Consider the following 21,832-nt stretch of genomic DNA (forward strand, 5'->3'; position numbering starts at 1 on the left):
GCGGACGCCCTGGTGCCCTGCGCCCGGAGGGTCGCGCGGCCGGGCCGGCTGCGCCGCCCGCGCACACGGTTCGTGGCACAGAAACCGGTCCCCCGCGGCAGCGCCGCGGCGCCCGGGCATGCGGCTTGCCGGTTTTGCATGGAGCTGGCCGCCCGCACGGCGGAAGGGGTGCGGCGCCGTGGTCGGATGGGCAGCATCTTTTTCCAGGGCTGAAAGGACAGGCATGAAAGCTTCCGAACAAAACCTGACGGACTGGCTGCGCGAGGCGCATGCGATGGAAGAGCATGCCGAACGCATGCTCACGGGTGCCGCGGCGCGCCTGGGCCACTGCCCCCGGCTGCAGGAGCGCCTGCAGCTGCATGCCTGCGAGAGCCGCCAGCAAGGCCGCCTGCTGCGCGAGTGCATTGAGCGCCGTGGCGGTTCCGTCCCCTGGGCCATGCCGGCGGTCGCCCTGGCAGAGCCCGTGGCGCAGTGCGCCAGTGGCCTGCGCGTGTCCGACGCAGGTGCCGAGGCGGTGCTGAGCGTCTATGCCTTCAAGCACCTCGAGATCGGCTCGTACCGGATGCTGCAGAGCGGCGCCCACCAGGTGGGCGACACGCAAACCCAGCAGGTGTGCGAGCGCATCCTGGCGCAAGAAAGGGCCATGGCCGATTGGCTTTTCGGCCAGATTCCCGCGATCACCCAGGAATTTCTTCAGCACGCCGACGGCCCGGCCGAGACCGCCCATCAGGCTGCGCCCTGAGCCGCACGCTCGGCGCGGCCCCCCCGTTCCCCTCGTGGCGCCGCGCGGCGGGGGCGCAGCCTTTTGGGGCCTTTTCTTTTTTGTTTCCCACCCCCCCAGCGTGCAAGGATTTTTGCGGGCCTGAACCGGGGTGACCGCGGGGCGGGGGTCCGCGGACGCCCGTGTTTGCGCCAGCCCTGGACCCGCAAAGCGGCCAGCACCGCAGCGGCACGGACAGGCCTTGTGGGTACAGGGCGTTACAGGCGCGCGCGGGCCGGCCGAGATAATTGCGCTTCACGTGGCAGAACAACAAGTGGAGCGTTTGCATGGGACTTGCGCTGATCGTTGACGACGATGCCGACGCGGCAGAAATGCTCGCAGCACTGATCGAGTCCGAAGGCTACAACGTTGCCACCGCCCATTCGCTGGCAGAAGCGCGCAAGTGCATGGCGCTGCAGCCGCCCGATCTGGTGCTGCTCGATCTGCACCTGCCCGACGGCAGCGGCCTGTCGCTGTTCGGCGAGCAGTCGCTGCTGTGCAACGCGCAGGTGGTGCTGGTCACCGGCCACGCCACGCTCGAGACCTCGATCGAGGCGCTGCGCCTGGGCGCGGCCGACTACCTGGTCAAACCCGTCAACCTCACGCACCTGCGCGGCGTGCTCTCGCGCGTCATGCGCCCCTCGGTCATCGCGGCCGAGCTGCAGTCGTGGCGGCAAAGCCTGCACGACACCGGGCGCTTCGGCCACCTGGTCGGCCGCTCCGAACCGATGCAGCGCGTGTACGAACAGATCGCCCGCGTGGCGGGCACGTCGGTGACGGTCTTCATCGTCGGCGAAAGCGGCACCGGCAAGGAACTGGTGGCGCAGACGGTGCACGACCTCAGCCGCCGGCGCAAGCAGCCTTTTCTGGCGGTGAACTGCGGGGCCATCTCGCCGCACCTGATGGAGAGCGAGATCTTCGGCCACGAAAAGGGCAGCTTCACCGGCGCCGACCGCCAGCACCAGGGGTTCTTCGAACGCGCCCACGGCGGCACGCTGTTCCTCGACGAGGTGACGGAGATGCCGCTGGAGCTGCAGGTCAAGCTGCTGCGCGTGCTCGAGACCGGCACCTTCATGCGCGTGGGCTCGGGCGTCGAGCGCAGCACCGACGTGCGCATCGTCGCCGCCACCAACCGCGACCCGATGGGCGCGGTGGAGGCCGGCGCGCTGCGCGAAGACCTGCTCTACCGGCTCAACGTGTTTCCCATCGTGCTGCCGCCGCTGCGTGCGCGCCTCGAAGACATCGAGCTGCTCGGCCAGCACTTCCTGCGCGACATCGGCCAGCGCGAGGGCGCGCCCAAGCAGCTCACGGCCGCGGCGCTGCAGCGGCTGCAGGCCTACCAGTGGCCGGGCAATGTGCGCGAGCTGCGCAATGTGCTGCAACGCGCCTATGTAATGGCCGAAGGCGCCGCCATCACCGACGAATGGCTGCCGACCAATGGCTCGGGCCCCGCGATCGCGCCGCGCGGCGTGGGCGCCGGTGCCCCGGCGGGCAGCGATGCGCTGAGCTTTCCGGTCGGCAGTTCGCTGGCGGACGTGGAGCAGCAGCTCATCCTGCGCACCCTGCGGCATTTCGACAACCACAAGGAGCGCACGGCCGCCGCGCTCGGGGTGAGCCTCAAGACGCTCTACAACAAGCTCAAGGGCTACGAAGCCAACGACGCCGCGGCCACGCACGGCAAGTAAAAATTGCCGTGCGCGGCCCGGTGCGGCGCCTAGGCGCCGGTGGCGCTGCGGGCCTTGCCGGGCTTGATGTTCTGCGCATGTTCCAGGTGTTCGCGCAGGGTGGGGAGTTTTTGTGCGACCCAGGCTTTCAAGTCCGCGTCCTTGGCCGAGGTGCTGGCTTTTTCAAACAGCGCCACGGCCGCCTTGTGCTCTTTCACGCCGGTGTTGCGCATGTATTCGGCATCGAAATCCTTGGCCTTGGAGAGCCGGTCCAACTCCTTGCGCTTGTCCGCAGGCATGTCCTGGGGCAGGGTCACGCCGCGGGCGCTGGCCAGCGCCATCAGTTCCTGGTTGGCCTTTTCATGGTCGGAGACCATCATCTGCGCGAAGTCCCGCACCTCGCCGCTGCTGGCGCGCTGCGCGGCCAGGCGCGAGGCCTCGACCTCGTACAGGCCCGAGCCGGCGGCCTTGGTCATAAAGGTGCGGTCCGCCGCCGCCATGGCACCGGCCGTCGCCTGCCCACTGGCGCTGCTGGGCGTGCTGGCGCCGGCTGCGGCGGGGGCAGCGGTGCTGCGGGGCGTGCTGGCGGCCGGGCCGCTGCCCATGGGGCTGCTGCTTCCACTTGGTCCGGTGCCGCCGCCGGGCCCGCCGGAACTGCTGGTGCCCGTGCTGCCGGTGCCGCCGGTACCACCGGCAGAGCCGCCCATTTGCGCTGCGGCAGGCAAGGCCAGCGCCATGGCGACCGCCAGGGCGACAGGGGTCAGGGAAAACGATTTCATAGCGGGGCTCCTGTGGGGGTGGCAAATGAACACACCCCGACCCCAGCAAACGGCGTGCCGCACCGGGCTGCTGGCGGTCATGCCCAACGGGCACGGCGCTTGCTTCGTATGGGATCGGTTTGATGCATTCCGCTTATCAGGAGGTATTTCCATGCACGCCAAGAAGAACGGCAGCGGCAGCGCTGCTTCTGGCCCACACACCGCGCCAGGCGCCCAGGCCACCGCAGAACCACAGGCCCGCCTGCAGCAAGGGCAAGACCAGCACGACGCCGCCACACCAAAAGCCCCCAAGGGAAAGGAAGACGACCAGAAAGCGGCGGCCCCCGGCCCCGGCCTTGCCGAACCCGCACCGCCCCTGCCCCGGCAGCACCTGCGCAAGCCCGGCCGCGAAGCGGACATGGAACTCCCACCCCGCTTCGAAGCCCCGCACTACCGGGGCAGCGGCAAGCTCCAAGGCTTTTCCACGCTGATCACCGGCGGCGACTCGGGCATTGGCCGCGCGGTCGCGGTGCTGTTTGCGCGCGAAGGCGCCAACGTGGCCATCGTCTACCTCAACGAACACGAAGACGCCGAGGCCACACGCGCCCAGGTCGAGAAGGAGGGCGGGCGCTGCCTGCTGATCCCAGGCGACGTCAAGGACGCGGCGTTCTGCAAGGCAGCGGTCGAGCAGACCGTCAAGGCGTTTGGCGGCCTGCAGGTGCTGGTCAACAACGCGGCCTTCCAGGAGCACGCGGCGTCGCTCGAGGAGCTGAGCGAAGAGCGCTTTGACGAGACGCTGCGCACCAACGTCTACGGCTACTTCCACATGGCCAAGGCGGCTCTCGCCCACCTCGAGCGCGGCTCGTGCATCATCAACACCGGCTCGGTGACCGGCCTGCGCGGCAGCAAGGGGCTGCTCGACTATTCGACCACCAAGGGGGCCATCCACGCCTTCACCAAGGCGCTGGCGGCCAACGTGGCCGACAGGGGCATCCGGGTCAATGCCATCGCGCCCGGCCCGGTGTGGACGCCGCTCAACCCGGCCGACCAGTCGCCCGACGACATTGCGCAGTTTGGCCAGGACACCGACCTGGGCCGCCCCGCGCAGCCCGAGGAGCTCTCGCCCGCATACGTGTTCCTCGCGGCGCCGTGCTGCTCGAGCTACATCACCGGCATCGTGCTGCCCGTGACCGGCAACGTCGGCGATGGTGCCTGACGCGGCGCGCTCGCTAAGGCCAGCGGCGCCCGCTGGAGGGCCGCATGGCCTTCAGCCGCCCGGCCACGGCGCTGGCACTTCGCGCCACTGGCCCGGCTGCAGACCGTCCAGCGCCCAGGGGCCGATGGCCACGCGCACCAGGCGCAGCGTGGGCAGGCCGACGGCGGCCGTCATGCGCCGCACCTGGCGGTTGCGGCCTTCGCGGATCACCAGTTCGAGCCAGTGCGTGGGAATGCTCTGGCGAAAGCGCACGGGCGGGTCGCGCGGCCACAGGTCGGGTGAGACCAGCAGGCGGGCCTGTGCGGGCAGGGTCATGCCGTCGTTGAGCCGCACGCCCGCGCACAGCTGCTGCAGCTGCGCCACGCTGGGCGTGCCTTCGACCTGCACCCAGTAGGTCTTGGCGAGCTTGTGGCGCGGGTCGGCAATGCGCGCCTGCAGCTGGCCGTCGTTGGTCAGGAGCAGCAGGCCCTCGCTGTCGCGGTCCAGACGCCCGGCCGGGTAGACGCCGGGCACGTCGACAAAGTCCTTGAGCGTGGCGCGGCCCGCCCCGTCGCTGAACTGCGTCAGCACGTCGAACGGCTTGTTGAGCAGCAGCAGGCGCGGCGCGGCGGGTGCGGCCTGGGCCACGCGGCGCTGCGGCGGCCGCGCCGGCCCGCGGCGGGAAGGAAAAGGTGCGGGCATGGCGGGTTCGCTCACACCTTCTCAGACCTCGAAGTTGTCGATCAGCCGCGTGCGGCCCAGGCGCGCCGCGCCCAGCACCACCAGGCTGCGGGCGGCGTCGCCGGCCTGCGGCGGCTGCAGGTCGCTGCGCCGGCGCACGGCCAGGTAGTCGGGCTGCCAACCGCGCGCGGCCAGCGCGGCCATGGCGCGCTCTTCCAGCGCCGGCAACTGCGCGGGCAGGGCATGCGCGGCAGCGGCAGCCTCGCGCGCGAGGGAGCGCAGCGCCAGTGGCAGCGCAATGGCTTCGGTGCGCTCGGCCTCGGCCAGGTAGCCGTTGCGCGAGCTCAGCGCCAGGCCGTCGGCGGCGCGCTGCGTCGCGCCCGCCACGATGTCGATGGGCAGCGCGAACTGCTGCGCCATGCGCCGCAGCACCATCAGCTGCTGGTAGTCCTTCTGACCGAACACCGCCGCGCCCTGCGCCTTACCGGCAAACACGGCGCTGAACAGCTTCATGACCACCGTGCACACGCCCGTGAAGAAGCCGGGGCGGAACTGCCCCTCCAGGATGTCGGCCAGCAGCGGGTCGGGCTGCACCTTGAAAGTCTGCGGCTCGGGGTAGAGGTCGTGCTCGCGCGGGGCGAACAGCACGTCGCAGCCGGCGGCCTGCAGCTGTGCGCAGTCTGCCTCCCAGGTGCGCGGGTAGCTGTCAAAGTCTTCGTGCGGCAAAAATTGCAGCCGGTTGACGAAGATGCTGGCCACCAGCGCGTCGCCCAGCGGCCGGGCCTGCTGCACCAGCGCCAGGTGGCCGGCGTGCAGGTTGCCCATGGTGGGCACGAAGGCCGGGTGGCCGCTGGCGGCCAGGGCCGCGCGCAGTTCGGGAATGGTGTGGACGATGCGCATGAAAGAAAAAGAAAATGATCAAAAAAGGAGCATCCGGCGCATGCTCATCAAGGGCTAGAGCCCTCAAACACCTGAAATTCAGGTGCGCGCAGACGGGCTACCAGGCGTGTTGCGCGTTGTCGGGAAAGCGCCCTTGCTTGACGGCCTGCACATAGGCCTCGATGGCGCCGCGCACGCTGCCCGCGCCCTGCATGAAGTTGTGCACGAAGCGCGGCATCTTCCCGAGGTTCATGCCGAGCATGTCGTGCAGCACCAGCACCTGGCCGGCCGTGCCCTGGCCTGCGCCGATGCCGATAGTGGGGCAGTGCGCCAGCTCGGCGGTCAGCTCGGCAGCGAGCTGCGCCGGCACCATCTCCAGCACCAGCAACGCGGCGCCCGCGTCCTGCAGCTCGCGCGCGTGGCGGCGCAGGGTCTGCGCGGCCTGGTCGGTCTTGCCCTGCACGCGGTAACCGCCGAGCGCGTGCACGGTCTGCGGCGTCAGGCCCAGGTGGGCGCAAACCGGAATGCCGCGCTCGACCAGGAAGCGCACGGTCTCGGTGGTCCAGCCGCCGCCTTCGAGCTTGACCATGTGGGCGCCGGCCTGCATCAGCGCGCAGGCGCTGTGCAGGGCCTGCTCCTTCGAGGCGTGGTAGCTGCCAAACGGCAGATCGGCCACCAGCCAGGCCGTGCCCTGCACGCGGTGCAGGCCGCGCGCCACGCTTTCGGTGTGGTAGACCATGGTGTCCAGCTGCACGCCCACCGTGCTGGGCAGGCCCTGGCAGACCATGCCGAGCGAGTCGCCGACCAGCAGGCACTCGACGCCGGCGGCATCGGCCACGGCCGCGAAGGTCGCGTCGTAGGCCGTGAGCATGGTGATCTTCTCGCCGCGCGCGCGCATCTCCTGCAGGCGCGGCAAGCTCACGGGGCGGCGCTGGGGCAGGGGCGAGGCCGGAGGCAGGGTGCCGTAGGGCGTGGCGCTGGCCGGCGCGGAGGGCTGCGCGGGGGTATCTGGCATGGCGGCGTTCTTCCAAAGTCCTCGGGAGCGGCGAGTCTAGTCGAAGCCGCTATGCTTCACGGCATGACATATTTCGCAGAAGAAACGGACAATTCCATGCTCTCCCAGGTGCTGCTTGATGTGGCGCGCGCCCTGCAGGAAGACCTGGGCAGCGGCGACCTCACCGCCGGCCTGATCGACCCCGCGCGCACCGTGCGCGCCCGGGTGCTCGCGCGCGAGAGCGCCGTCGTGTGCGGCGCGCTCTGGGCCGAGGCCGCCTTGCGTGCGCTCGACCCCGGCGTGCAGCTGACCTGGCACGTCGCCGAGGGCCAGCGCTGCGCCGCCGACCAGGTGGTGCTCGAGATCGCCGGCAACGCGCGCGCGCTGCTGAGCGCCGAGCGCACTGCGCTCAACTTCCTGCAGCTTTTGAGCGCCGTCGCCACCAAGACCGCCACCTACGTCGAGGCCGTGCGCGGCACGCGCGCGCAGATCGTGGACACGCGCAAGACCCTTCCCGGCCTGCGCCTGGCGCAGAAGTATGCCGTGCGCCAGGGCGGCGGCACCAACCACCGCATCGGCCTGCACGACGCCGTGCTGATCAAGGAAAACCACATTGCCGCCGCGGGCGGCGTCACCGCCGTGCTGCGTGCGGCCCAGCAGGTGGCCGCGCGCGCGCAGTTCATCGAGATCGAGGTCGAAACCCTGGCCCAGCTCGACGAGGCCCTGGGCGCCGGTGCCAAGATGGTGCTGCTCGACAACATGCCGCTGGCCCTGCTGCACGAGGCCGTGCGCCTGAACGCGGGCCGCGCGATCCTCGAAATTTCGGGCGGCGTCACGCTCGAGGGCCTGCGCGCCCTTGCAGAAACCGGCGTGGACCGCATCTCCATTGGCACCCTCACCAAGGACATCAAGGCGACCGACTTCTCGATGCGCCTGGAGGAATTCGCATGACCACCATCGCCATCAAGGAAGTCGAATACGAGCAGCCCGCGGACGGCACGGTCTGCAGCACCAAGCACGCCTGGGCGCGCGTGCCCGCCGAGCCCACGCCCACCGAGCGCGCGGCGCTCAAGGACAGGATCCGCGGGCTGTTGAAAGAAAAGAACGCGGTCATGGTCTCGCACTACTACGTGCACCCCGACCTGCAGGACCTGGCCGAAGAGACCGGCGGCATCGTCAGCGACTCGCTGGAGATGGCGCGCTTTGGCCGCGACCATGCCGCGCAGACGCTGGTCGTCTCGGGCGTGCGCTTCATGGGCGAGACGGCCAAGATCCTCTCGCCCGAGAAAACCGTGCTCATGCCGGACCTGGACGCGACCTGCTCGCTCGACCTGGGCTGCCCGATCGATGAATTCAGCGCGTTTTGCGACGCGCACCCCGACCGCACCGTGGTCGTCTACGCCAACACCAGCGCGGCCGTGAAGGCGCGCGCCGACTGGCTCGTCACGTCGAGCTGCGCGCTCGACATCGTGCGCGCCCTCAAGGACCAGGGCCACAAGATCCTGTGGGCGCCCGACCGCCACCTGGGCGACTACATCCGCCGCGAGACCGGCGCCGACATGGTGATGTGGAACGGCGCCTGCATCGTGCACGACGAGTTCAAGGCCTTCGAGCTGGAGGCCCTCAAGCAGGAGCACCCGCTCGCCAAGGTGCTGGTCCACCCCGAGTCGCCCGCCGACGTGATCGCCCTGGCCGACGCCGTGGGTTCCACCTCGGGCATCCTCAGGGCCGCCCAGGAGATGGACGCGCGCGAGTTCATCGTCGCCACCGACAACGGCATGATGCACAAGCTGCGCACGCTGAACCCCGGCAAGGTCTTCATCGAGGCGCCCACCGCCGGCAACAGCGCCACCTGCAAGAGCTGTGCCCACTGCCCGTGGATGGCGATGAACGGCCTCGCCGGCGTGGCGCAGGTGCTTGAGACAGGCAGCAATGCCATCCACGTCGATCCGGCCGTCATCCCGCGCGCGCGCCTGCCGATCGACCGCATGCTGGCCTTCACCGCCGCGCTGAAAAGCGGCCAGCCCACGGCCGGCCTGGTACCGCACCTGGGCGCCGCGTAAGCGACCGGGCGAGGGTGGCGCACACCCACAACTCTCTTTTCAATAGCTGTCAGCGCTTGCCCCATAAGCGTTAGAGGCCGATTTGACCATTACCGCACTGATTGACTTCTCGGACCCTCTGGACCGCACTGCGCCGCGCCTGCGCCACGCCTTTGGCACGCCGCGCGCGCTGCTGCTGGCGCACGCGCCGCGCGAGGTGCGCGCCGTGCTCGACGCCGTGCAGGCCGCTGCCGCGCAAGGCGCCTGGTGCGTGGGCGCGCTGCGCTACGAGGCCGCGCCGGCCTTCGACCCTGCATTCCAGACCCACGCCGCAGACGGCCCGCTGGCCTGGTTTGCCGTCTACGATGCAGCGCTGCCCTGGCCCGAGGCGGCGCTGACCGAGGACGCGCCCGAACTGCGCTGGCAGCCCGGCCCCGAGCGCGCGCACTTCGATGCAGCGCTCGGCGCCATCCACCAGGCCATCGCCCGCGGCGAGTACTACCAGGTCAACTACACGGCGCCCCTGCTGGCCGCGCTGCACGGCGGCGGCGCCGCACCCGCGCGCGCGCTGTTCGGCGCGCTGCAGCGCGCGCAGCCCGGCGGCTACGCGGCGTACCTCGACATGGGCGACGAGCAGGTGCTGTCGGTCTCGCCCGAGCTGTTCTTCGACTGGCGCAGCGGCGCCGGGGACGGCAACATCCTCACCCGCCCCATGAAGGGCACGGCCCCGCGCGGCGCCACGCCCGAGCAGGACGCCGCCAACGCCGCCGCACTGCGCGCCAGCCCCAAAGAGCGCGCTGAAAACGTCATGATCGTGGACCTGCTGCGCAACGACCTCTCGCGCATCGCCCAGCCCTTCAGCGTACAGGTGCCTCGGCTGTTCCACACCGAGGCCCTGCCCGCGGTGTGGCAGATGACCTCCGACGTGCAGGCGCGCACGCGGCCAGGCACGCAGCTGGCCGATGTGTTTGGCGCGCTGTTCCCCTGCGGCTCCATCACCGGCGCGCCCAAGGTGCGCGCCATGCAGGCCATCCACGCGCTGGAGGCCGGGCCGCGCGGCATCTACTGCGGCGCCGTGGGCGTGGTGCGGCCCGATGGTCAGGTTGGCCAGGGCGGCATCCGCGCCACCTTCAACGTGCCGATCCGCACCGTGGTGCTCAAGGACGGTCAGGCACGCTGCGGCATCGGCAGCGGCATCACCTCCAGCGCCGAGCCGGATGCCGAATGGAACGAATGGCGCCACAAGCGCGCGTTTGTGGAGCGCGCCAGCCAGCCGTTTGACCTGCTCGAAACCCTGGCGCTGGACGGCGGCCAGCTGCGCAACCTGGCAGATCACCTGGCGCGCCTGCAGGACGCCGCCGCGCATTTTGGCTATGCGTGGGCGGCTGTGCGGGTAGAGCAGTGCCTGCAGGCACTGGCGCAAGCCCACCCGCAGGGTCTGTGGCGTGTGCGCCTCTTGCTCGGCGCCGCAGGCACGCCGCGCGCCGAAGCCTTTGCCATGCAAGCCACGCTGGAGCCCGTGCGCCTGCAACTGGCCGATCGCCCGTTGGACGAGGCGCACAGCGAATTCGTGCGCTACAAGACCACGCGCCGCGCCCATTACGCGGCGTTCGAGCCCTTGCAGAGCGGCGTGTTCGATACCCTGCTGTGGAACGCCGAAGGCGAGATCACCGAATGCACGCGCGGCAACGTGGCGATGCGGATCGGCGGCCGCTGGGTCACGCCGCCGCTCTCCTGCGGCCTGCTGCCAGGCGTGGGCCGCGCCGTCGCACTGCGCGAAGGGCGCTTGAGCGAGGCCGTGGTGCGGGTGGAAGTTGCGGCCCGTGTGCAGGAGTGGGCGTTTTTGAACAGCTTGCGCGGGTGGATGGGGGCGGAACTGCTGGTGTGAGCAGGCTGGGGCCGTGGACGCTTGGGAGCGTTGGCTGTGTCGCCACCTTTCGGAATTTCGAATGTGACCGGGAGCTGTGCCCAGCCGTCCAACACAAAAGCAAGCCCTGGACACCACTGGCTTCAGCCGCCGTGACACCCACCGCCACGCCATGGCAGTGACTGCGCCTGGTCGCCACGGCGCCGCCATCACCGGAAGCGGCATGGCTGGCCGCCATCAGAGCACAGGCCCCTCAAGAGCCCTCGGCGCTGGCGAGCTGAAAGCGGAACACCGCACCCTTGTCGGGCTGCTGCACCAGCTGGATGTCGCTGCCGTGCAATTGCAGAATGCGCTTGACGATCACCAGGCCCAGCCCACCGCTACCGGTGCTGTCGGTGCGCGAGCCGCTCATGAACACCGGGCGCATGAAAAGTGACTTCTGCAGCTCGCCCGGAATGCCTGCACCCGTGTCGCTCACCTGCACCGTGACGCCCGCATTCTGGGCCCGCAACTGCACCACGATTTCACCCCCCACCGGGGTGTGGCGGATGGCGTTGTCGAGCAGGTTGGTCAGCACGCGCTCGATCATGCCGAGGTCGGCCGACACCACCGGCAGGCCCGGCGCAATGTCGGGATGGAGCCGTTGATGGCGCGCCTCGGCCGCCAACTCAAACTTCTGGAACACGTCTTGCACCAGGTCGGCCAGCGCGAAGCTCTCCTTCTCCGGCTTGACCACACCGTATTCGAGCCGTGCCAACTCGAACACCTCCTGCGCCAGGCGACCCACCTTGCGGCTCTGGTCCAGCGCGATTTCCAGGTAGCGCCGCCGTTCCGCCTCGTCGAGCGTGCCGGCCTTGAGCAGCAAGGTTTCGAGATAGCCGTGCAGCGACGTGAGGGGCGTGCGCAGGTCATGCGAGATATTGGCGAACAGCTCGCGGCGCTGCTGGTCCTGCAACGTGAGCTCGCGCCATTGCTCGGCGAGGTGCTGCGTCATCTGCGCGAAGGCCTGGCCCAGTTGAGCGATCTCGTCGCCGCCCCGCGACAGGCGCTCCAGCCGCGGCGTCTCGCTTTGCAGCGAGGCAATGCCCTCGGTCTCGAAACGCTGGACCACCGCCGTCAGCTCGCGCAGCGGCCGGGTGATCAGGCGAAAAGCCGCAAGGCCCGCCAGCAGCCCCAGCAGCGCCACCAGGCCCATCGACCTGAGCGTGGTGCGCAGCACGTTATCGGCTGTCATGTTGGCGACCAGCGCATCGTGGTCTTCGCCCTGCAGCACCACATAGACATAGCCCGCGTCACGCCCCGCCATGCGCAGCGGCGCGGCGCTGAACACCTTGGAGGTGTCGAGGCCGCGCGGGTCGTCGCCGACGATGGGCAGCGGCCCGCCCGCCAGCAGCGCACGGATCGGCCCCAGTTGGACCCTGTCGCGCTTCAGGTGCCCGGGCGGCGCGGCCTGGGCCTCGATGCGGCCGTCCAGCCCCAGGAGGTAGACCTCCACGCTCGGGTTGACGGCCATGAGCTTGTCGAACAGATCTTTCACCGCTGCCTGGTTGAGGCCGTCCGGCTGCATCAGCTCGGGATTCTCGGCAATGTGCGCTGCCAAGCCGCTCGACAGGCGTTGAATGACTTCCTGCTCGTGCTTGCCGCTGGAGCGCACCTGCAACCAGACCGACGCGCCGCAGCACACCAGCAACAGCACCGCGAACACGGCCGACAGCCGCCGCGACAAGGTGGCCCAGGCCATCATGGCGCGTCCTCCCCGTTGGCAGAGGTTGACAGCTTGTAGCCGTGGCCCCACACCGTGAGAATGCGCCGCGGCTGCGCCGGGTCGGTTTCGACCTTGGCGCGCAGCCGGTTGATGTGTGTGTTGACGGTGTGCTCGTAGCCGTCGTGTTGGTAGCCCCAGACATGGTTGAGCAGGTCGAGCCGCGAGAACACCTTTCCGGGGTGGCGGGCGAAGAAGTACAGCAGGTCGAACTCGCGCGGGGTGAGCTCAATGAGCTTGCCATCGACGCGCACTTCACGTGCCAGGGGCTCGATGTCGAGCTCGCCGAGCGTCAGACTGCCCGATTCCATGCGCGCATTGCGGGCCAGTGCGTCGGTACGCCGCAGCAGCGCCTTGACACGGGCCACCAGCTCCAGCACCGAGAAAGGCTTGGCCAGATAGTCGTCTGCGCCCAGCTCCAAGCCGAGGATGCGGTGCACCTCGCTTGAGCGTGCGCTGATGATGATGATCGGCGTGTATCGCGCCATGGCGCGGGCCCGGCGGCAGATTTCGAGACCGTCGATCCCCGGCAGCATCAAGTCGAGCACCAACGCATCCCAGTGGCTGCGCTCGAGTTCGCGCAGGCCGGCGTGGCCGTCGGCGGCGTGCTCCACCGCATAACCCTCATCGCGCAGATGCATGTGCAGAAGCTCCGCAATGTGGGGGTCGTCCTCGACGATCAATACGCGCTTGACGGTGGCCATAGGCCGCCATTTTCATGCGATATGCGGTTTCGAGTTATCACGATTAATTGAACTTTGCGTGATACATCGGCCAGGGGGTGCGCCCAACAATCCGCCCCATGAACCACACCGTCGCCGCCCCTGTTGCCGCTGCGGCCGCCCCGGCCGATGGCCGGCCCATCCATCCGCGCTGGATGCGCATCACGCACTGGCTCAATGCCTTGGCCGTGGTGATCCTGGTGATGAGCGGCTGGCGCATCTACGACGCGTCGCCGTTCTTTCCATTCTCCATCCCGGCCGTCATCACACTCGGCGGCTGGCTGGGCGGCGCGCTGCTGTGGCACTTTGCGGCGATGTGGCTGCTGGTGTGCAACGGCCTGGTGTATCTGGCGCTCAACACCGTCAGCGGCCGGTGGACCCGCAAATTCTTCCCGGTGACGCCGCGCGGCCTGCTGCACGACGTGTCAGCCGCCCTCCAGGGCAAGCTCTCGCATGCCGACCCGCGCCACTACAACAACGTGCAGAAACTGGCCTACCTGTTCGTGGTGCTCGACCTGATCGTGATCGTGCTGTCGGGCCTGGTGCTGTGGAAGTCGGTGCAATTTCCCATGCTGCGCGATTTGCTGGGCGGCTACGAGTTTGCGCGTCGGATCCACTTCTGCGCCATGGCCGCCATCGTTGCTTTTCTTGTCGTCCACCTCGTGATGGTGGCCCTGGTGCCCCGCACCCTGCTCACGATGTTCGGCGGCCGCACGCCCAGAGCATGATGAAAATCCTCAAAGCCCACACATTGCTCGACATCGACGGCGAAGCCGTGGTGCGCGAGGCCCGCTCGCTGATTGCAGGCAAGCTCGACCAGCCCGCACGCCGCGCCTTCCTGCAGCGCTCGCTCACGCTCGGCGGCCTGTCGCTGCTCACAGGCTGCAGCATCAGCGACAACGCCAGTGTGGAAGCCGCGCTCATGAAGATCTCGCGCTTCAACGACAAGGTGCAGGGGCTGATCTTCAGCCCGACGCAGCTCGCGCCGACCTATACCGAGGCCGAGATCACCCGCCCGTTCCCGTTCAATGCCTTCTACAGCGAAGACCAAGTGCCCCAGGTCGACGAGGCCAGCTACCGGCTCGAAGTGGCCGGCAGGGTGGCTGACAGGCACGCCTGGACGCTGGCCGAACTGCGCGCCATGCCGCAAACCGACCAGATCACACGCCATATCTGCGTGGAAGGTTGGAGTGCCATCGGCAGATGGGGGGGCGTGCGTTTTGCCGACTTCCTGCACCGCATCGGTGCCGATACCAGTGCCAAGTACGTCGGCTTCAAATGCGCAGACGACTACTACAACAGCATCGACATGCCCACCGCACTGCACCCGCAGACGCTGTTGACGCTGACCTATGACGGACAGCCCCTGCCGCCCAAGTACGGCTTTCCGATGAAGCTGCGCATGCCGACCAAGCTGGGCTACAAAAACCCCAAGCACATCACGGCCCTGTTCGTCACCAACACCTATCCCGGTGGCTACTGGGAAGACCAGGGCTACAACTGGTTCGGAGGCAGCTGAGAGGCGCTCACGGCCCCTCGGCTGCCGAAGAAAGCGCGAGGCCAAGTTCCATGGAACCAAGCCAACTGTGTGCAAACCGCAACCTCAACTGGAGGCTTCAAATGAACAAGCTCACTACCACCCTGCTCGCCACCTGCATCGCTTTCGCCAGCGCCTCGGCTTTTGCTGCAGAGGACATGGCCAAGGATGGGATGGCCAAGGATTCAATGGCCAAGGACTCAATGGGCAAGGAGGGCATGAAGAAAGACCCCATGGCCAAGGATTCGATGTCCAAGGACTGCATGAAGAAAGACCCCATGGCCAAGGGGTCCATGTCGAAAGACGGCATGAAAAAAGACTCCATGGGCAAGGACCCCATGAAGTATTAAGCCCCCAGGCAACGACATGGGCGCCTGGCAGATGCGGCGTCCATGTTCGTTGGCCGCTTTCTCCGCCATGCGCATCCTTCACCCGGAAGCATTTATGAAACACCTCGCATTCACTGCCAGCATGCTGGCTGCCGCCGCACTGGTGTGGCACGGATTGCCTTCGTTCGCCGAAACCGCCCACCGCGTGCCAGCACCCGCCGCTGACCTGGTGGCCCCCACCACCGCCCAGACCGAGACCGCCATATTCGCAGGCGGTTGTTTCTGGGGTGTGCAAGGCGTGTTCCAGCATGTCAAAGGCGTGAGCGACGCCGTGTCGGGCTATGCCGGCGGCGAAGCCAAGACCGCGCGTTACAACGAAGTCGGCTCGGGCCGCACCGGCCATGCCGAGTCGGTGCGCATCACCTACGACCCGCAGAAGATCAGCTACGGCAAGCTGCTGCAAATCTACTTTTCCGTGGCACATGACCCGACCGAACTGAATCGCCAGGGCCCTGACAGCGGTACGCAGTACCGATCGACCGTGTTCGCCGAAAACGCCGACCAGGCACGCATCGCCAAGGGCTACATCGCGCAGTTGAACCAGGCCAAAACCTTCAGCCGCCCCCTGGCGACCACGGTCGAGTTGTCCAAGCCCTTCTATGTGGCCGAGGACTACCACCAGAACTATCTGACGCGCCACCCGAGCCAGCCCTATATAGCGATCAACGACCTGCCGAAGATCGACGAACTGCAAAAGCTTTTCCCCGAGGTTTACCAGGCCACGCCGTCGCTGGTTCGCTCGGGAAGGAGCAGCTGAAGGCCTGCGGGTGCGCACAGCGCCACGGTCTTCAAGTCGCCATCCGAGGGAGTCCACCCCAGTCGCTGTGGTGCCGAAGGCCTGGACCTTTGTGAACAGCTCGGGCGGCTGGCTGGCGGCCACTGTGGGACTTCCATGGGTTGAGGTTGTTTGGGCTCCAGCGCTTGTGAATACTGCGCAGATTGCTATTTTTTCTGTGTTTTTTGGCGCGCGCGTGCATACCCGCATGCCGGCGCCTCTGCGCTTGAAGAGGTGCGAACCCGGGTGCCAACCTGGGGTTTACACCGATATGTCACACAAAGTTCTTCTAATGGCCGGAGCCTCTCGCCGCGAGGGGCCGACCGGATGGCAGCGAGGGCGGTCTTGCCCCAGCCTGCTGCCGATGCTTTCACTCCATCGAAGAAATGAACACCATGAAAAAATCACTCGTTGCCATCGCAGCGCTCACGGCCGCAACGGGCGCTTTCGCCCAGTCCTCCAGCGTGACCCTGTTTGGCGTGCTGGATGCCTCGGTGGCACGCATGTCCAGCAGCACCAACAGCATCACCGGCCTGTCCAGCGGCGGCCAGTCCAGCAGCCGCCTGGGCTTTCGCGGCACGGAAGACCTGGGCGGCGGCCTGAAGGCGGGTTTCTGGCTCGAAGGCGGCCTCGCGGTGGACAACGGAACGTCCAGCGCGTTCAAGTTCGATCGCCGCTCCACGGTGAGCCTGTCGGGCAACTTCGGTGAAGTGCGCCTGGGCCGCGACAAATCGCCCGCCTACCTGAACATCGAAGCCTTCGACCCGTTCGGCGACGCCGGCGTCGGCGGCAACGGCGGCTCGAACCTCGTGGACAGCAAAGCAGACGGCACCCCCGAAGGCAGCGCGCCCAAGCGCGCCAGCAACGGCGTGAACTACCTGCTGCCCAAGATGGGCGGCTTCTACGGCCAGGCGCAGTACGCCTTCGGCGAAAAGCCCTCCAACCAGGCCAACGACACGCAGGGCAACTCGATGGCGCTGCGCCTGGGCTACGCCGCCGGCGCGCTGAATGTGGCCCTGGGCCTGGGCACGGTGCGCGGTGGCCCGGCCACCGACGGCGTGAATTACAAGTCCACCAACATCGGCGCCTCGTACAACCTGGGCATGGTCAAGCCGATGGTCCTGTTCGCCACCGAGCGTGGCAACGACCGCCGCGTCGATCTGTTCGGCCTGGGCGCCACCGTGCCCCTGGGCCAGGGTGAGCTGCGCGTGGCCTACAACAACTTCAAGCGCAAGGACGTGGCCGATGCCGACTCGCAAAAGTTCGCGATCGGCTACGGCTACAACCTGTCCAAGCGCAGCCAGGTCTATGGCACCGTCGCGCGCGTCAGCAACGACGGCGCAGCCAAGCGCGGTCTGGCCGTGTCGTCGTCGTCCCTGGCCAGCCCCACGATCGCCAATGGCGACAACGTGACCGGCTACGAAGTCGGTTTCCGCCACACCTTCTGAGCGCCCACCGGGCCGCAGGCGGGGGCATGGCGCGCAGTCTCTGGGGTCGTGGACCGCGGGGACCTCTTGGTAGGGAAGGGCCGTGCCATGCCCGCGCCTGCGCCCGAAGGGCACTTGGAGCTTGAACACCCCCTGGGTGCCCTCAGTTGAAAATTCGGTGGGGAAAATCTCCCCACGCTCGGCGCCATGCCACGCTGCACTTCTCCGCAACGCCATCCGGCAGCTCTGAGGGTTGCACCGTGGCTGGCGCCGATTCGGTTGACTGGCTTGTCAACCCGCTTCATTCAGTACCCTGGGTCGGATCGTCCACACAACGTGCCGCCCCGCGCCCACCCGCCGCCGAACAAACCCGCATCGTCACCAAGCTTGAAGAACTCCTGTCCGACCTCGACGCCGGCGTGTCCGAGCTGAAGGCGGCTCAAAAGAAGCTCACGCAATACCGCCAGTCGCTGCTCAAGGCGGCTGCCGAGGGCGCGCTGACGGCGGACTGGCGCGCCCGCCACGTCCCGGCCGAGTCGGGCGCGCAACTGCTGGAGCGCATCCTCACCGAGCGCCGCGCCCGCTGGCAGGCCCGGCAACTGGCCAAATTCGAAGCCCAAGGCAAAACACCGCCCAAAGACGGGCAAGCCAAATGCCCCGAACCCGTGGCGCCGGACACCACGGGCCTACCGGAGTTGCCGCAGGGGTGCAGGCCGTGCTGGCGGTCAATGCCGAGCTGGTGCACTTGTACTGGCAGGTGGGCTGCCTGCTCGCTCAGCGCCAGCAGCAAGCGGGCTGGGGCGCGGCGGTGATCCCGCGGCTGGCGCAGGACCTGGCCAACGCACTGCCCGAGCTCAAGGGCTTTTCTACCCGCAACCTCGACCGCATGGTGGCGTTCGCCCGGGCCTACCCCCGGCCTCTGGAATTTGCGCCACAGGCTGTGGCGCAAATTGCCTGGCGCGGCCCGTGAGGCCGCTTTGTCGCCACAGGCTGTGGCAAATTTGGGCGGCGATGGGAGTGTGCTGTGGCAGGTGCCCTGGGGTCACCACGCGGTGCTGCTGCAGGCGGTGAAAGACGCACCCACCCGGCACTGGTATATGGCGCAGACGGTGGCCCAGGGCTGGAGCCGGAGCGTGCTACAGGCGCAGATCCAGGGCGGCGCCCATCTGCGCCAGGGCGCCCTGGTCAACAACTTTGCCGACCGCCTGCCCGCGCCGCAGTCTGACCTGGTGCAGCAGGCGCTGAAAGACCCCTACATCTTCGACTTCCTCACGCTGGAAGCCAGCTTCCGCGAGCGCGAGCTGGAAACCAGCCTGGTGGCCCATCTTGAAAAGTTCTTGCTGGAACTGGGCCAGGGCTTTGCCTTCGTGGGCCGTCAATACCCATTGACGGTGGGCGAAAACGATTTCTACATCGACCTGCTTTTCTACCACCTCAAGCTGCGCGCCTTTGTGGTGATTGAGCTCAAGCGTGGCGACTTCAAACCCGAGTTTGCGGGCAAGCTGAACTTCTATTGCAATGTGGTGGACGACACGCTGCGCCACGACAGCGACGCCCCCACCATCGGGCTGATGCTGTGCCAGAACAAGGACAGCGTGCTGGCCGAATACGCGCTGCGCGGCATCCACAAACCCATTGGCATAGCCAGCTACGAACTGACCCGCGCCTTGCCAGCCAGTCTGCAAAGCGTGCTGCCCAGCATTGAAACCATTGAGGCGGAGCTCAGCTCGCCCAACGCGGCGCCCTCCCCGGATCCAACATGAACACATCCTCCCTGATCCAGAAAGTCTGGAACTTCTGCCACACGCTGCGCGACGACGGCGTGGGTTATGGCGACTATCTTGAGCAGCTGACCTATCTGCTGTTCCTGAAGATGGCGCATGAATATGCGCAGCCGCCCTACAACCGCGATGCGCGCATTCCGCCCAGCTACGACTGGGATGCGCTGCGCCGCCAAACCGGCGAACCGCTGGAGGCGCAGTACCTGGCTACGCTGCACCGGCTGGGGCAGGAGGGCCGCATGCTGGGTGCGATTTTCTTCAAGGCGCAAAACAAGATCCAGGACCCGGCCAAGCTCAGCCGCCTGGTGCAGCTGATTGACGCCGAGAGCTGGGTCGGCATGGACGCCGACACCAAGGGCGACCTATACGAGGGCCTGCTGCAAAAGAACGCCGAGGACACCAAGAGCGGCGCGGGCCAGTACTTCACGCCGCGCGCGCTCATCCAGGCCATGGTGGCCTGCATGCGGCCCGAGCCGCTCAAGACCATTGCCGACCCGGCCTGCGGCACGGGCGGATTTTTTCTGGCGGCCAACGAGTGGCTAAGCGGCACGGGCGACTGGGTCCGGCAAAACGCCGAATGGCTGGGCTACGAGGCGCCCCGCCTCAACGCCCGGCAAAAAGCGTTTTTGAGCGACGAGACTTTTCAGGGCAACGAGATCGTGCCTGGCACGCGCCGCCTGTGCCTGATGAATTTGTTCTTGCACAACATTGGCGAACTGGTGGGTGAGCCGGCGGTGGAGCGCGCCGATGCGCTGATTGCTGAGCCCAGCGTGCGGGTCGATTACGTGCTGGCGAACCCGCCGTTTGGCAAGAAAAGCAGCATGACCATCACCAACGCCGAAGGTGAGGAAGACCGCGACGCGCTGACCTATCAACGCCAGGACTTCTGGGAGACCACCAGCAACAAGCAGCTGAACTTTTTGCAGCACATCGTGAGCCTGCTCAAGGTGACGGGCAAGGCGGCGGTGGTGCTGCCCGACAACGTGCTGTTCGAGGGCGGTGCGGGCGAACGGATTCGCAGGAAGCTGCTGGAAACCTGCGACGTGCACACCGTGCTGCGGCTGCCTACGGGCATCTTTGCCCAGGGCGTGAAGGCCAACGTGGTGTTTTTTGATGCCAAGCCCAAGGGTGGCCGCACGCAGACCCAGGGCGTGTGGTTTTACGATCTGCGCACGAATCAGCATTTCACGCTCAAGACGCGGCTGCTCAAGTTCGAAGACCTGCGCGACTTCATTGCCTGCTACCGCCCGCACAACCGCCACGAGCGGGTGGAAACGGAGCGTTTCAAGTTCTACAGCCATGCCGATCTGGTGGCGCGGGACAAGGCGAGCCTGGACATTTTCTGGCTCAAGGACGACAGCCTGGACAACCTGCAGGACCTGCCGCCGCCCGAGGTGCTGCAGCAGGAAATCATCGAGCACCTGGAGGCTGCACTGGCGGCGTTCCGCGACGTGGCGGCAGGGCTGCCAGGACAAGGCGCCGCAACGGTGTGATGCCGCCCAGCGGCTACCGGCTCTGCCAAGTTGCTTGCTGCGCTACAAATCCGTCGAACGCCCGGAGCAGGGGGGTGAACGTTTCCCGGTGGCCCTCCAGTTGCGCCAACGCCGCACAGGTGGCTTCCAGCGTCGAGAGCTGGTGGAGCTGGTGGGCTTTGCGGAGGGCGGCGTAGCGCGAGGCCGGGGGATGCACCAACGGCAGGCGCGGCAGCCGCTGCAGCGCCGGGTTGAGGTGCAGCATCTTGCGGCTTTTGCGCCAGGTGCCGTCGAGCACGACCAGGCGCAGCCGCTCGGGCGCCTGCAGCCAGGCGGGGTCGAGCGCGGGCGGCGCGGGAAGGCCCAGGGCCGCATCGTGCGGCGAGGCAGGGTAGAGCAGTACGGCGCGGGGCGCGGCGGACCGGGTGTCGAACGGCGCGGTCAGCAGGGCGTGCAGGGCCTCTGCGCCAAACGTTTCGCCCACCGCCATGCGGCTGCGCGGCAGGCTCAGGTGCAGCAGGCGCGCCGTGCCCTTGGCCTCGTGCACCTCCAGCGGGTGCTGCAGGATCAGCACTTCGACCGGGTGCGCCACGGGCGTGGCCCAGCGGCAGAGGCAGGCGCTGTGCGCGCGCAGGCAGCGGGGGCAGCGCGGGCGGACGGCGCGGAGCGGTTGCACTATTGAAAAAGGAGCTGCTGGCGCTTGATGGGCAAGCGTTTGAGCCATTTTTTGTTCAAATCCGCAGGCGATTCTGTGGCGCGTGGCTCAGAGCCGCTCTTTGACGTACGAGCCGCGGTCCATGTCGACGACCTCCACGCTCAGCTGCACCATCACGCCCGCCGGTTTGGGCGCGAGGCGGCGCAGCACCCCGGCCACGCGCTCGGACAGGTCTTTCTTGGCCTCGGGCGAGCGGCCCGAGAGCAGGCGCAGCTGGGCGTGCATGAAGGCGCGCTGGGCGGGGGCGGTGCCGACCTCGAAGCTGTCGGCCAGCACGAAGCGGCTCTTGAGGTCGGCCTCGTCCGCGATTTCGGGGCTGGCGGTGACGGCGGCGTTGAGCTCGCTCAGCGCCTCGGCTTCGGGGAATGGCGCGAGGTTTTGCGAGTATTCGACGATGAGGTGGGGCATGGCG

23 protein-coding genes are annotated in these 21,832 nt (G+C 67.8%); 14 read left to right on the forward strand and 9 right to left on the reverse strand.

Annotated elements, in window-relative coordinates; translation table 11 throughout:
• The first annotated feature begins 223 nt into the window (after positions 1–223).
• Both B2J86_RS06910 and B2J86_RS06915 read left to right on the forward strand, forming a co-directional pair.
• Complete coding sequence (locus B2J86_RS06910) at positions 224–742, forward strand: DUF892 family protein (protein ID WP_173025037.1); 519 nt, start codon at positions 224–226, stop codon at positions 740–742.
• A 305-nt stretch (positions 743–1,047) separates the two neighbouring features.
• The gene (locus B2J86_RS06915) at positions 1,048–2,445 is read left to right on the forward strand and encodes a sigma-54 dependent transcriptional regulator (RefSeq protein WP_173025038.1); all 1,398 of its coding nucleotides are present in this window, start codon (positions 1,048–1,050) and stop codon (positions 2,443–2,445) included.
• Between the two features lie 29 nt (positions 2,446–2,474).
• Here the strand turns inward: B2J86_RS06915 and B2J86_RS06920 are convergent, their stop codons facing one another.
• On the reverse strand, positions 2,475–3,203 hold the full coding sequence (locus B2J86_RS06920) for a DUF4142 domain-containing protein (protein WP_169634730.1): 729 nt from the start codon (positions 3,201–3,203) through the stop codon (positions 2,475–2,477).
• A 151-nt stretch (positions 3,204–3,354) separates the two neighbouring features.
• Between B2J86_RS06920 and B2J86_RS06925 the strand changes: the two genes are divergently transcribed.
• Positions 3,355–4,398, forward strand: coding sequence for an SDR family oxidoreductase (locus tag B2J86_RS06925; RefSeq protein ID WP_173025039.1), 1,044 nt, complete (start codon positions 3,355–3,357; stop codon positions 4,396–4,398).
• A 51-nt stretch (positions 4,399–4,449) separates the two neighbouring features.
• Here B2J86_RS06925 and B2J86_RS06930 read toward each other — a convergent pair whose 3' ends face one another.
• From B2J86_RS06930 to panB, 3 genes are all read right to left on the reverse strand, one after another.
• Positions 4,450–5,079, reverse strand: a complete 630-nt coding sequence (locus B2J86_RS06930; RefSeq protein WP_173025040.1) for a pseudouridine synthase — start codon at positions 5,077–5,079, stop codon at positions 4,450–4,452.
• A gap of 21 nt (positions 5,080–5,100) precedes the next feature.
• Complete coding sequence (gene panC / locus B2J86_RS06935; protein WP_173025041.1) at positions 5,101–5,958, reverse strand: pantoate--beta-alanine ligase; 858 nt, start codon at positions 5,956–5,958, stop codon at positions 5,101–5,103.
• 97 nt (positions 5,959–6,055) lie between these two features.
• Complete coding sequence (gene panB / locus B2J86_RS06940; RefSeq protein ID WP_173025042.1) at positions 6,056–6,952, reverse strand: 3-methyl-2-oxobutanoate hydroxymethyltransferase; 897 nt, start codon at positions 6,950–6,952, stop codon at positions 6,056–6,058.
• Positions 6,953–7,048: 96 nt separating this feature from the next.
• Here panB and nadC point away from each other — a divergent pair, with 96 nt between their 5' ends.
• The 3 genes from nadC (at position 7,049) to B2J86_RS06955 (ending at position 10,861) form a co-directional block, all read left to right on the forward strand.
• On the forward strand, positions 7,049–7,882 hold the full coding sequence (gene nadC, locus B2J86_RS06945) for a carboxylating nicotinate-nucleotide diphosphorylase (RefSeq protein WP_254067990.1): 834 nt from the start codon (positions 7,049–7,051) through the stop codon (positions 7,880–7,882).
• Entirely contained in the window at positions 7,879–8,994 is a 1,116-nt protein-coding gene (nadA, locus tag B2J86_RS06950; protein ID WP_173025044.1) for a quinolinate synthase NadA, read from the forward strand. The genes nadC and nadA overlap by 4 nt, the downstream gene beginning before the upstream one ends.
• 82 nt (positions 8,995–9,076) lie before the next feature.
• Positions 9,077–10,861: a chorismate-binding protein gene (locus B2J86_RS06955; RefSeq protein WP_173025045.1), complete on the forward strand. Its 1,785-nt coding sequence runs from the start codon at positions 9,077–9,079 to the stop codon at positions 10,859–10,861.
• 232 nt (positions 10,862–11,093) lie between these two features.
• Here the strand turns inward: B2J86_RS06955 and B2J86_RS06960 are convergent, their stop codons facing one another.
• Positions 11,094–12,584 carry an ATP-binding protein gene (locus tag B2J86_RS06960; RefSeq protein ID WP_371736239.1) on the reverse strand — a complete coding sequence of 497 codons (1,491 nt, stop codon included), beginning with the start codon at positions 12,582–12,584 and terminating at the stop codon, positions 11,094–11,096.
• Positions 12,581–13,306 (reverse strand): response regulator transcription factor, encoded by a 726-nt coding sequence (locus tag B2J86_RS06965; RefSeq protein ID WP_169168860.1) that lies wholly within the window; start codon positions 13,304–13,306, stop codon positions 12,581–12,583. Before B2J86_RS06965 ends, B2J86_RS06960 begins: the two co-directional genes overlap by 4 nt.
• Before the next feature lie 98 nt (positions 13,307–13,404).
• Here B2J86_RS06965 and B2J86_RS06970 point away from each other — a divergent pair, with 98 nt between their 5' ends.
• The 5 genes from B2J86_RS06970 to B2J86_RS06990 all read left to right on the forward strand — a co-directional run bounded on the left by B2J86_RS06970 (position 13,405) and on the right by B2J86_RS06990 (position 17,473).
• Positions 13,405–14,052: a cytochrome b/b6 domain-containing protein gene (locus B2J86_RS06970; RefSeq protein ID WP_169168861.1), complete on the forward strand. Its 648-nt coding sequence runs from the start codon at positions 13,405–13,407 to the stop codon at positions 14,050–14,052.
• The gene (locus tag B2J86_RS06975) at positions 14,052–14,843 is read left to right on the forward strand and encodes a molybdopterin-dependent oxidoreductase (RefSeq protein WP_169168862.1); all 792 of its coding nucleotides are present in this window, start codon (positions 14,052–14,054) and stop codon (positions 14,841–14,843) included. The genes B2J86_RS06970 and B2J86_RS06975 overlap by 1 nt, the downstream gene beginning before the upstream one ends.
• Positions 14,844–14,944: 101 nt before the next feature.
• Positions 14,945–15,211 carry a pentapeptide MXKDX repeat protein gene (locus B2J86_RS06980; RefSeq protein ID WP_173025046.1) on the forward strand — a complete coding sequence of 89 codons (267 nt, stop codon included), beginning with the start codon at positions 14,945–14,947 and terminating at the stop codon, positions 15,209–15,211.
• Positions 15,212–15,305: 94 nt separating this feature from the next.
• Positions 15,306–16,007 carry a peptide-methionine (S)-S-oxide reductase MsrA gene (gene msrA, locus B2J86_RS06985; RefSeq protein ID WP_173025047.1) on the forward strand — a complete coding sequence of 234 codons (702 nt, stop codon included), beginning with the start codon at positions 15,306–15,308 and terminating at the stop codon, positions 16,005–16,007.
• A gap of 413 nt (positions 16,008–16,420) precedes the next feature.
• Positions 16,421–17,473 (forward strand): porin, encoded by a 1,053-nt coding sequence (locus B2J86_RS06990; protein WP_173025048.1) that lies wholly within the window; start codon positions 16,421–16,423, stop codon positions 17,471–17,473.
• Positions 17,474–17,757: 284 nt separating this feature from the next.
• On the opposite strand, the gene B2J86_RS06995 is transcribed toward B2J86_RS06990, so the two are convergent.
• Positions 17,758–18,072 (reverse strand): hypothetical protein, encoded by a 315-nt coding sequence (locus tag B2J86_RS06995; RefSeq protein ID WP_173025049.1) that lies wholly within the window; start codon positions 18,070–18,072, stop codon positions 17,758–17,760.
• Between the two features lie 32 nt (positions 18,073–18,104).
• Between B2J86_RS06995 and B2J86_RS18100 the strand changes: the two genes are divergently transcribed.
• The 3 genes from B2J86_RS18100 to B2J86_RS07005 all read left to right on the forward strand — a co-directional run bounded on the left by B2J86_RS18100 (position 18,105) and on the right by B2J86_RS07005 (position 20,726).
• Positions 18,105–18,422, forward strand: a complete 318-nt coding sequence (locus B2J86_RS18100; RefSeq protein ID WP_206041920.1) for a DUF1016 N-terminal domain-containing protein — start codon at positions 18,105–18,107, stop codon at positions 18,420–18,422.
• A 61-nt stretch (positions 18,423–18,483) separates the two neighbouring features.
• Positions 18,484–19,215, forward strand: coding sequence for a YhcG family protein (locus tag B2J86_RS07000; protein WP_371736241.1), 732 nt, complete (start codon positions 18,484–18,486; stop codon positions 19,213–19,215).
• Positions 19,212–20,726, forward strand: a complete 1,515-nt coding sequence (locus B2J86_RS07005) for a class I SAM-dependent DNA methyltransferase (protein WP_173025050.1) — start codon at positions 19,212–19,214, stop codon at positions 20,724–20,726. The genes B2J86_RS07000 and B2J86_RS07005 overlap by 4 nt, the downstream gene beginning before the upstream one ends.
• Before the next feature lie 13 nt (positions 20,727–20,739).
• On the opposite strand, the gene B2J86_RS07010 is transcribed toward B2J86_RS07005, so the two are convergent.
• Both B2J86_RS07010 and B2J86_RS07015 read right to left on the reverse strand, forming a co-directional pair.
• A complete protein-coding gene (locus B2J86_RS07010; protein ID WP_371736248.1) occupies positions 20,740–21,384 on the reverse strand; it encodes a tRNA-uridine aminocarboxypropyltransferase in 645 nt (214 codons plus the stop codon).
• A gap of 84 nt (positions 21,385–21,468) precedes the next feature.
• Positions 21,469–21,828, reverse strand: coding sequence for a 5-carboxymethyl-2-hydroxymuconate Delta-isomerase (locus B2J86_RS07015; RefSeq protein WP_173025052.1), 360 nt, complete (start codon positions 21,826–21,828; stop codon positions 21,469–21,471).
• Between the last annotated feature and the right edge of the window lie 4 nt (positions 21,829–21,832).

It is taken from the genome of Acidovorax sp. SRB_14 (assembly GCF_012932145.1).
Lineage (GTDB): Bacteria > Pseudomonadota > Gammaproteobacteria > Burkholderiales > Burkholderiaceae_C > Simplicispira.

What these genes read in the sequence shown, in the direction of transcription:
- B2J86_RS06910 (WP_173025037.1), top strand. Translation starts at nt 224, where the DNA reads ATGAAAGCTTCCGAACAAAACCTGACGGACTGGCTGCGCGAGGCGCAT.
- B2J86_RS06915 (WP_173025038.1), top strand. Translation starts at nt 1,048, where the DNA reads ATGGGACTTGCGCTGATCGTTGACGACGATGCCGACGCGGCAGAAATG.
- B2J86_RS06920 (WP_169634730.1), bottom strand. Translation starts at nt 3,203, where the DNA reads ATGAAATCGTTTTCCCTGACCCCTGTCGCCCTGGCGGTCGCCATGGCG.
- B2J86_RS06925 (WP_173025039.1), top strand. Translation starts at nt 3,355, where the DNA reads ATGCACGCCAAGAAGAACGGCAGCGGCAGCGCTGCTTCTGGCCCACAC.
- B2J86_RS06930 (WP_173025040.1), bottom strand. Translation starts at nt 5,079, where the DNA reads ATGCCCGCACCTTTTCCTTCCCGCCGCGGGCCGGCGCGGCCGCCGCAG.
- panC (WP_173025041.1), bottom strand. Translation starts at nt 5,958, where the DNA reads ATGCGCATCGTCCACACCATTCCCGAACTGCGCGCGGCCCTGGCCGCC.
- panB (WP_173025042.1), bottom strand. Translation starts at nt 6,952, where the DNA reads ATGCCAGATACCCCCGCGCAGCCCTCCGCGCCGGCCAGCGCCACGCCC.
- nadC (WP_254067990.1), top strand. Translation starts at nt 7,049, where the DNA reads ATGCTCTCCCAGGTGCTGCTTGATGTGGCGCGCGCCCTGCAGGAAGAC.
- nadA (WP_173025044.1), top strand. Translation starts at nt 7,879, where the DNA reads ATGACCACCATCGCCATCAAGGAAGTCGAATACGAGCAGCCCGCGGAC.
- B2J86_RS06960 (WP_371736239.1), bottom strand. Translation starts at nt 12,584, where the DNA reads ATGATGGCCTGGGCCACCTTGTCGCGGCGGCTGTCGGCCGTGTTCGCG.
- B2J86_RS06965 (WP_169168860.1), bottom strand. Translation starts at nt 13,306, where the DNA reads ATGGCCACCGTCAAGCGCGTATTGATCGTCGAGGACGACCCCCACATT.
- B2J86_RS06970 (WP_169168861.1), top strand. Translation starts at nt 13,405, where the DNA reads ATGAACCACACCGTCGCCGCCCCTGTTGCCGCTGCGGCCGCCCCGGCC.
- B2J86_RS06975 (WP_169168862.1), top strand. Translation starts at nt 14,052, where the DNA reads ATGAAAATCCTCAAAGCCCACACATTGCTCGACATCGACGGCGAAGCC.
- B2J86_RS06980 (WP_173025046.1), top strand. Translation starts at nt 14,945, where the DNA reads ATGAACAAGCTCACTACCACCCTGCTCGCCACCTGCATCGCTTTCGCC.
- msrA (WP_173025047.1), top strand. Translation starts at nt 15,306, where the DNA reads ATGAAACACCTCGCATTCACTGCCAGCATGCTGGCTGCCGCCGCACTG.
- B2J86_RS06990 (WP_173025048.1), top strand. Translation starts at nt 16,421, where the DNA reads ATGAAAAAATCACTCGTTGCCATCGCAGCGCTCACGGCCGCAACGGGC.
- B2J86_RS18100 (WP_206041920.1), top strand. Translation starts at nt 18,105, where the DNA reads ATGCCCCGAACCCGTGGCGCCGGACACCACGGGCCTACCGGAGTTGCC.
- B2J86_RS07005 (WP_173025050.1), top strand. Translation starts at nt 19,212, where the DNA reads ATGAACACATCCTCCCTGATCCAGAAAGTCTGGAACTTCTGCCACACG.
- B2J86_RS07015 (WP_173025052.1), bottom strand. Translation starts at nt 21,828, where the DNA reads ATGCCCCACCTCATCGTCGAATACTCGCAAAACCTCGCGCCATTCCCC.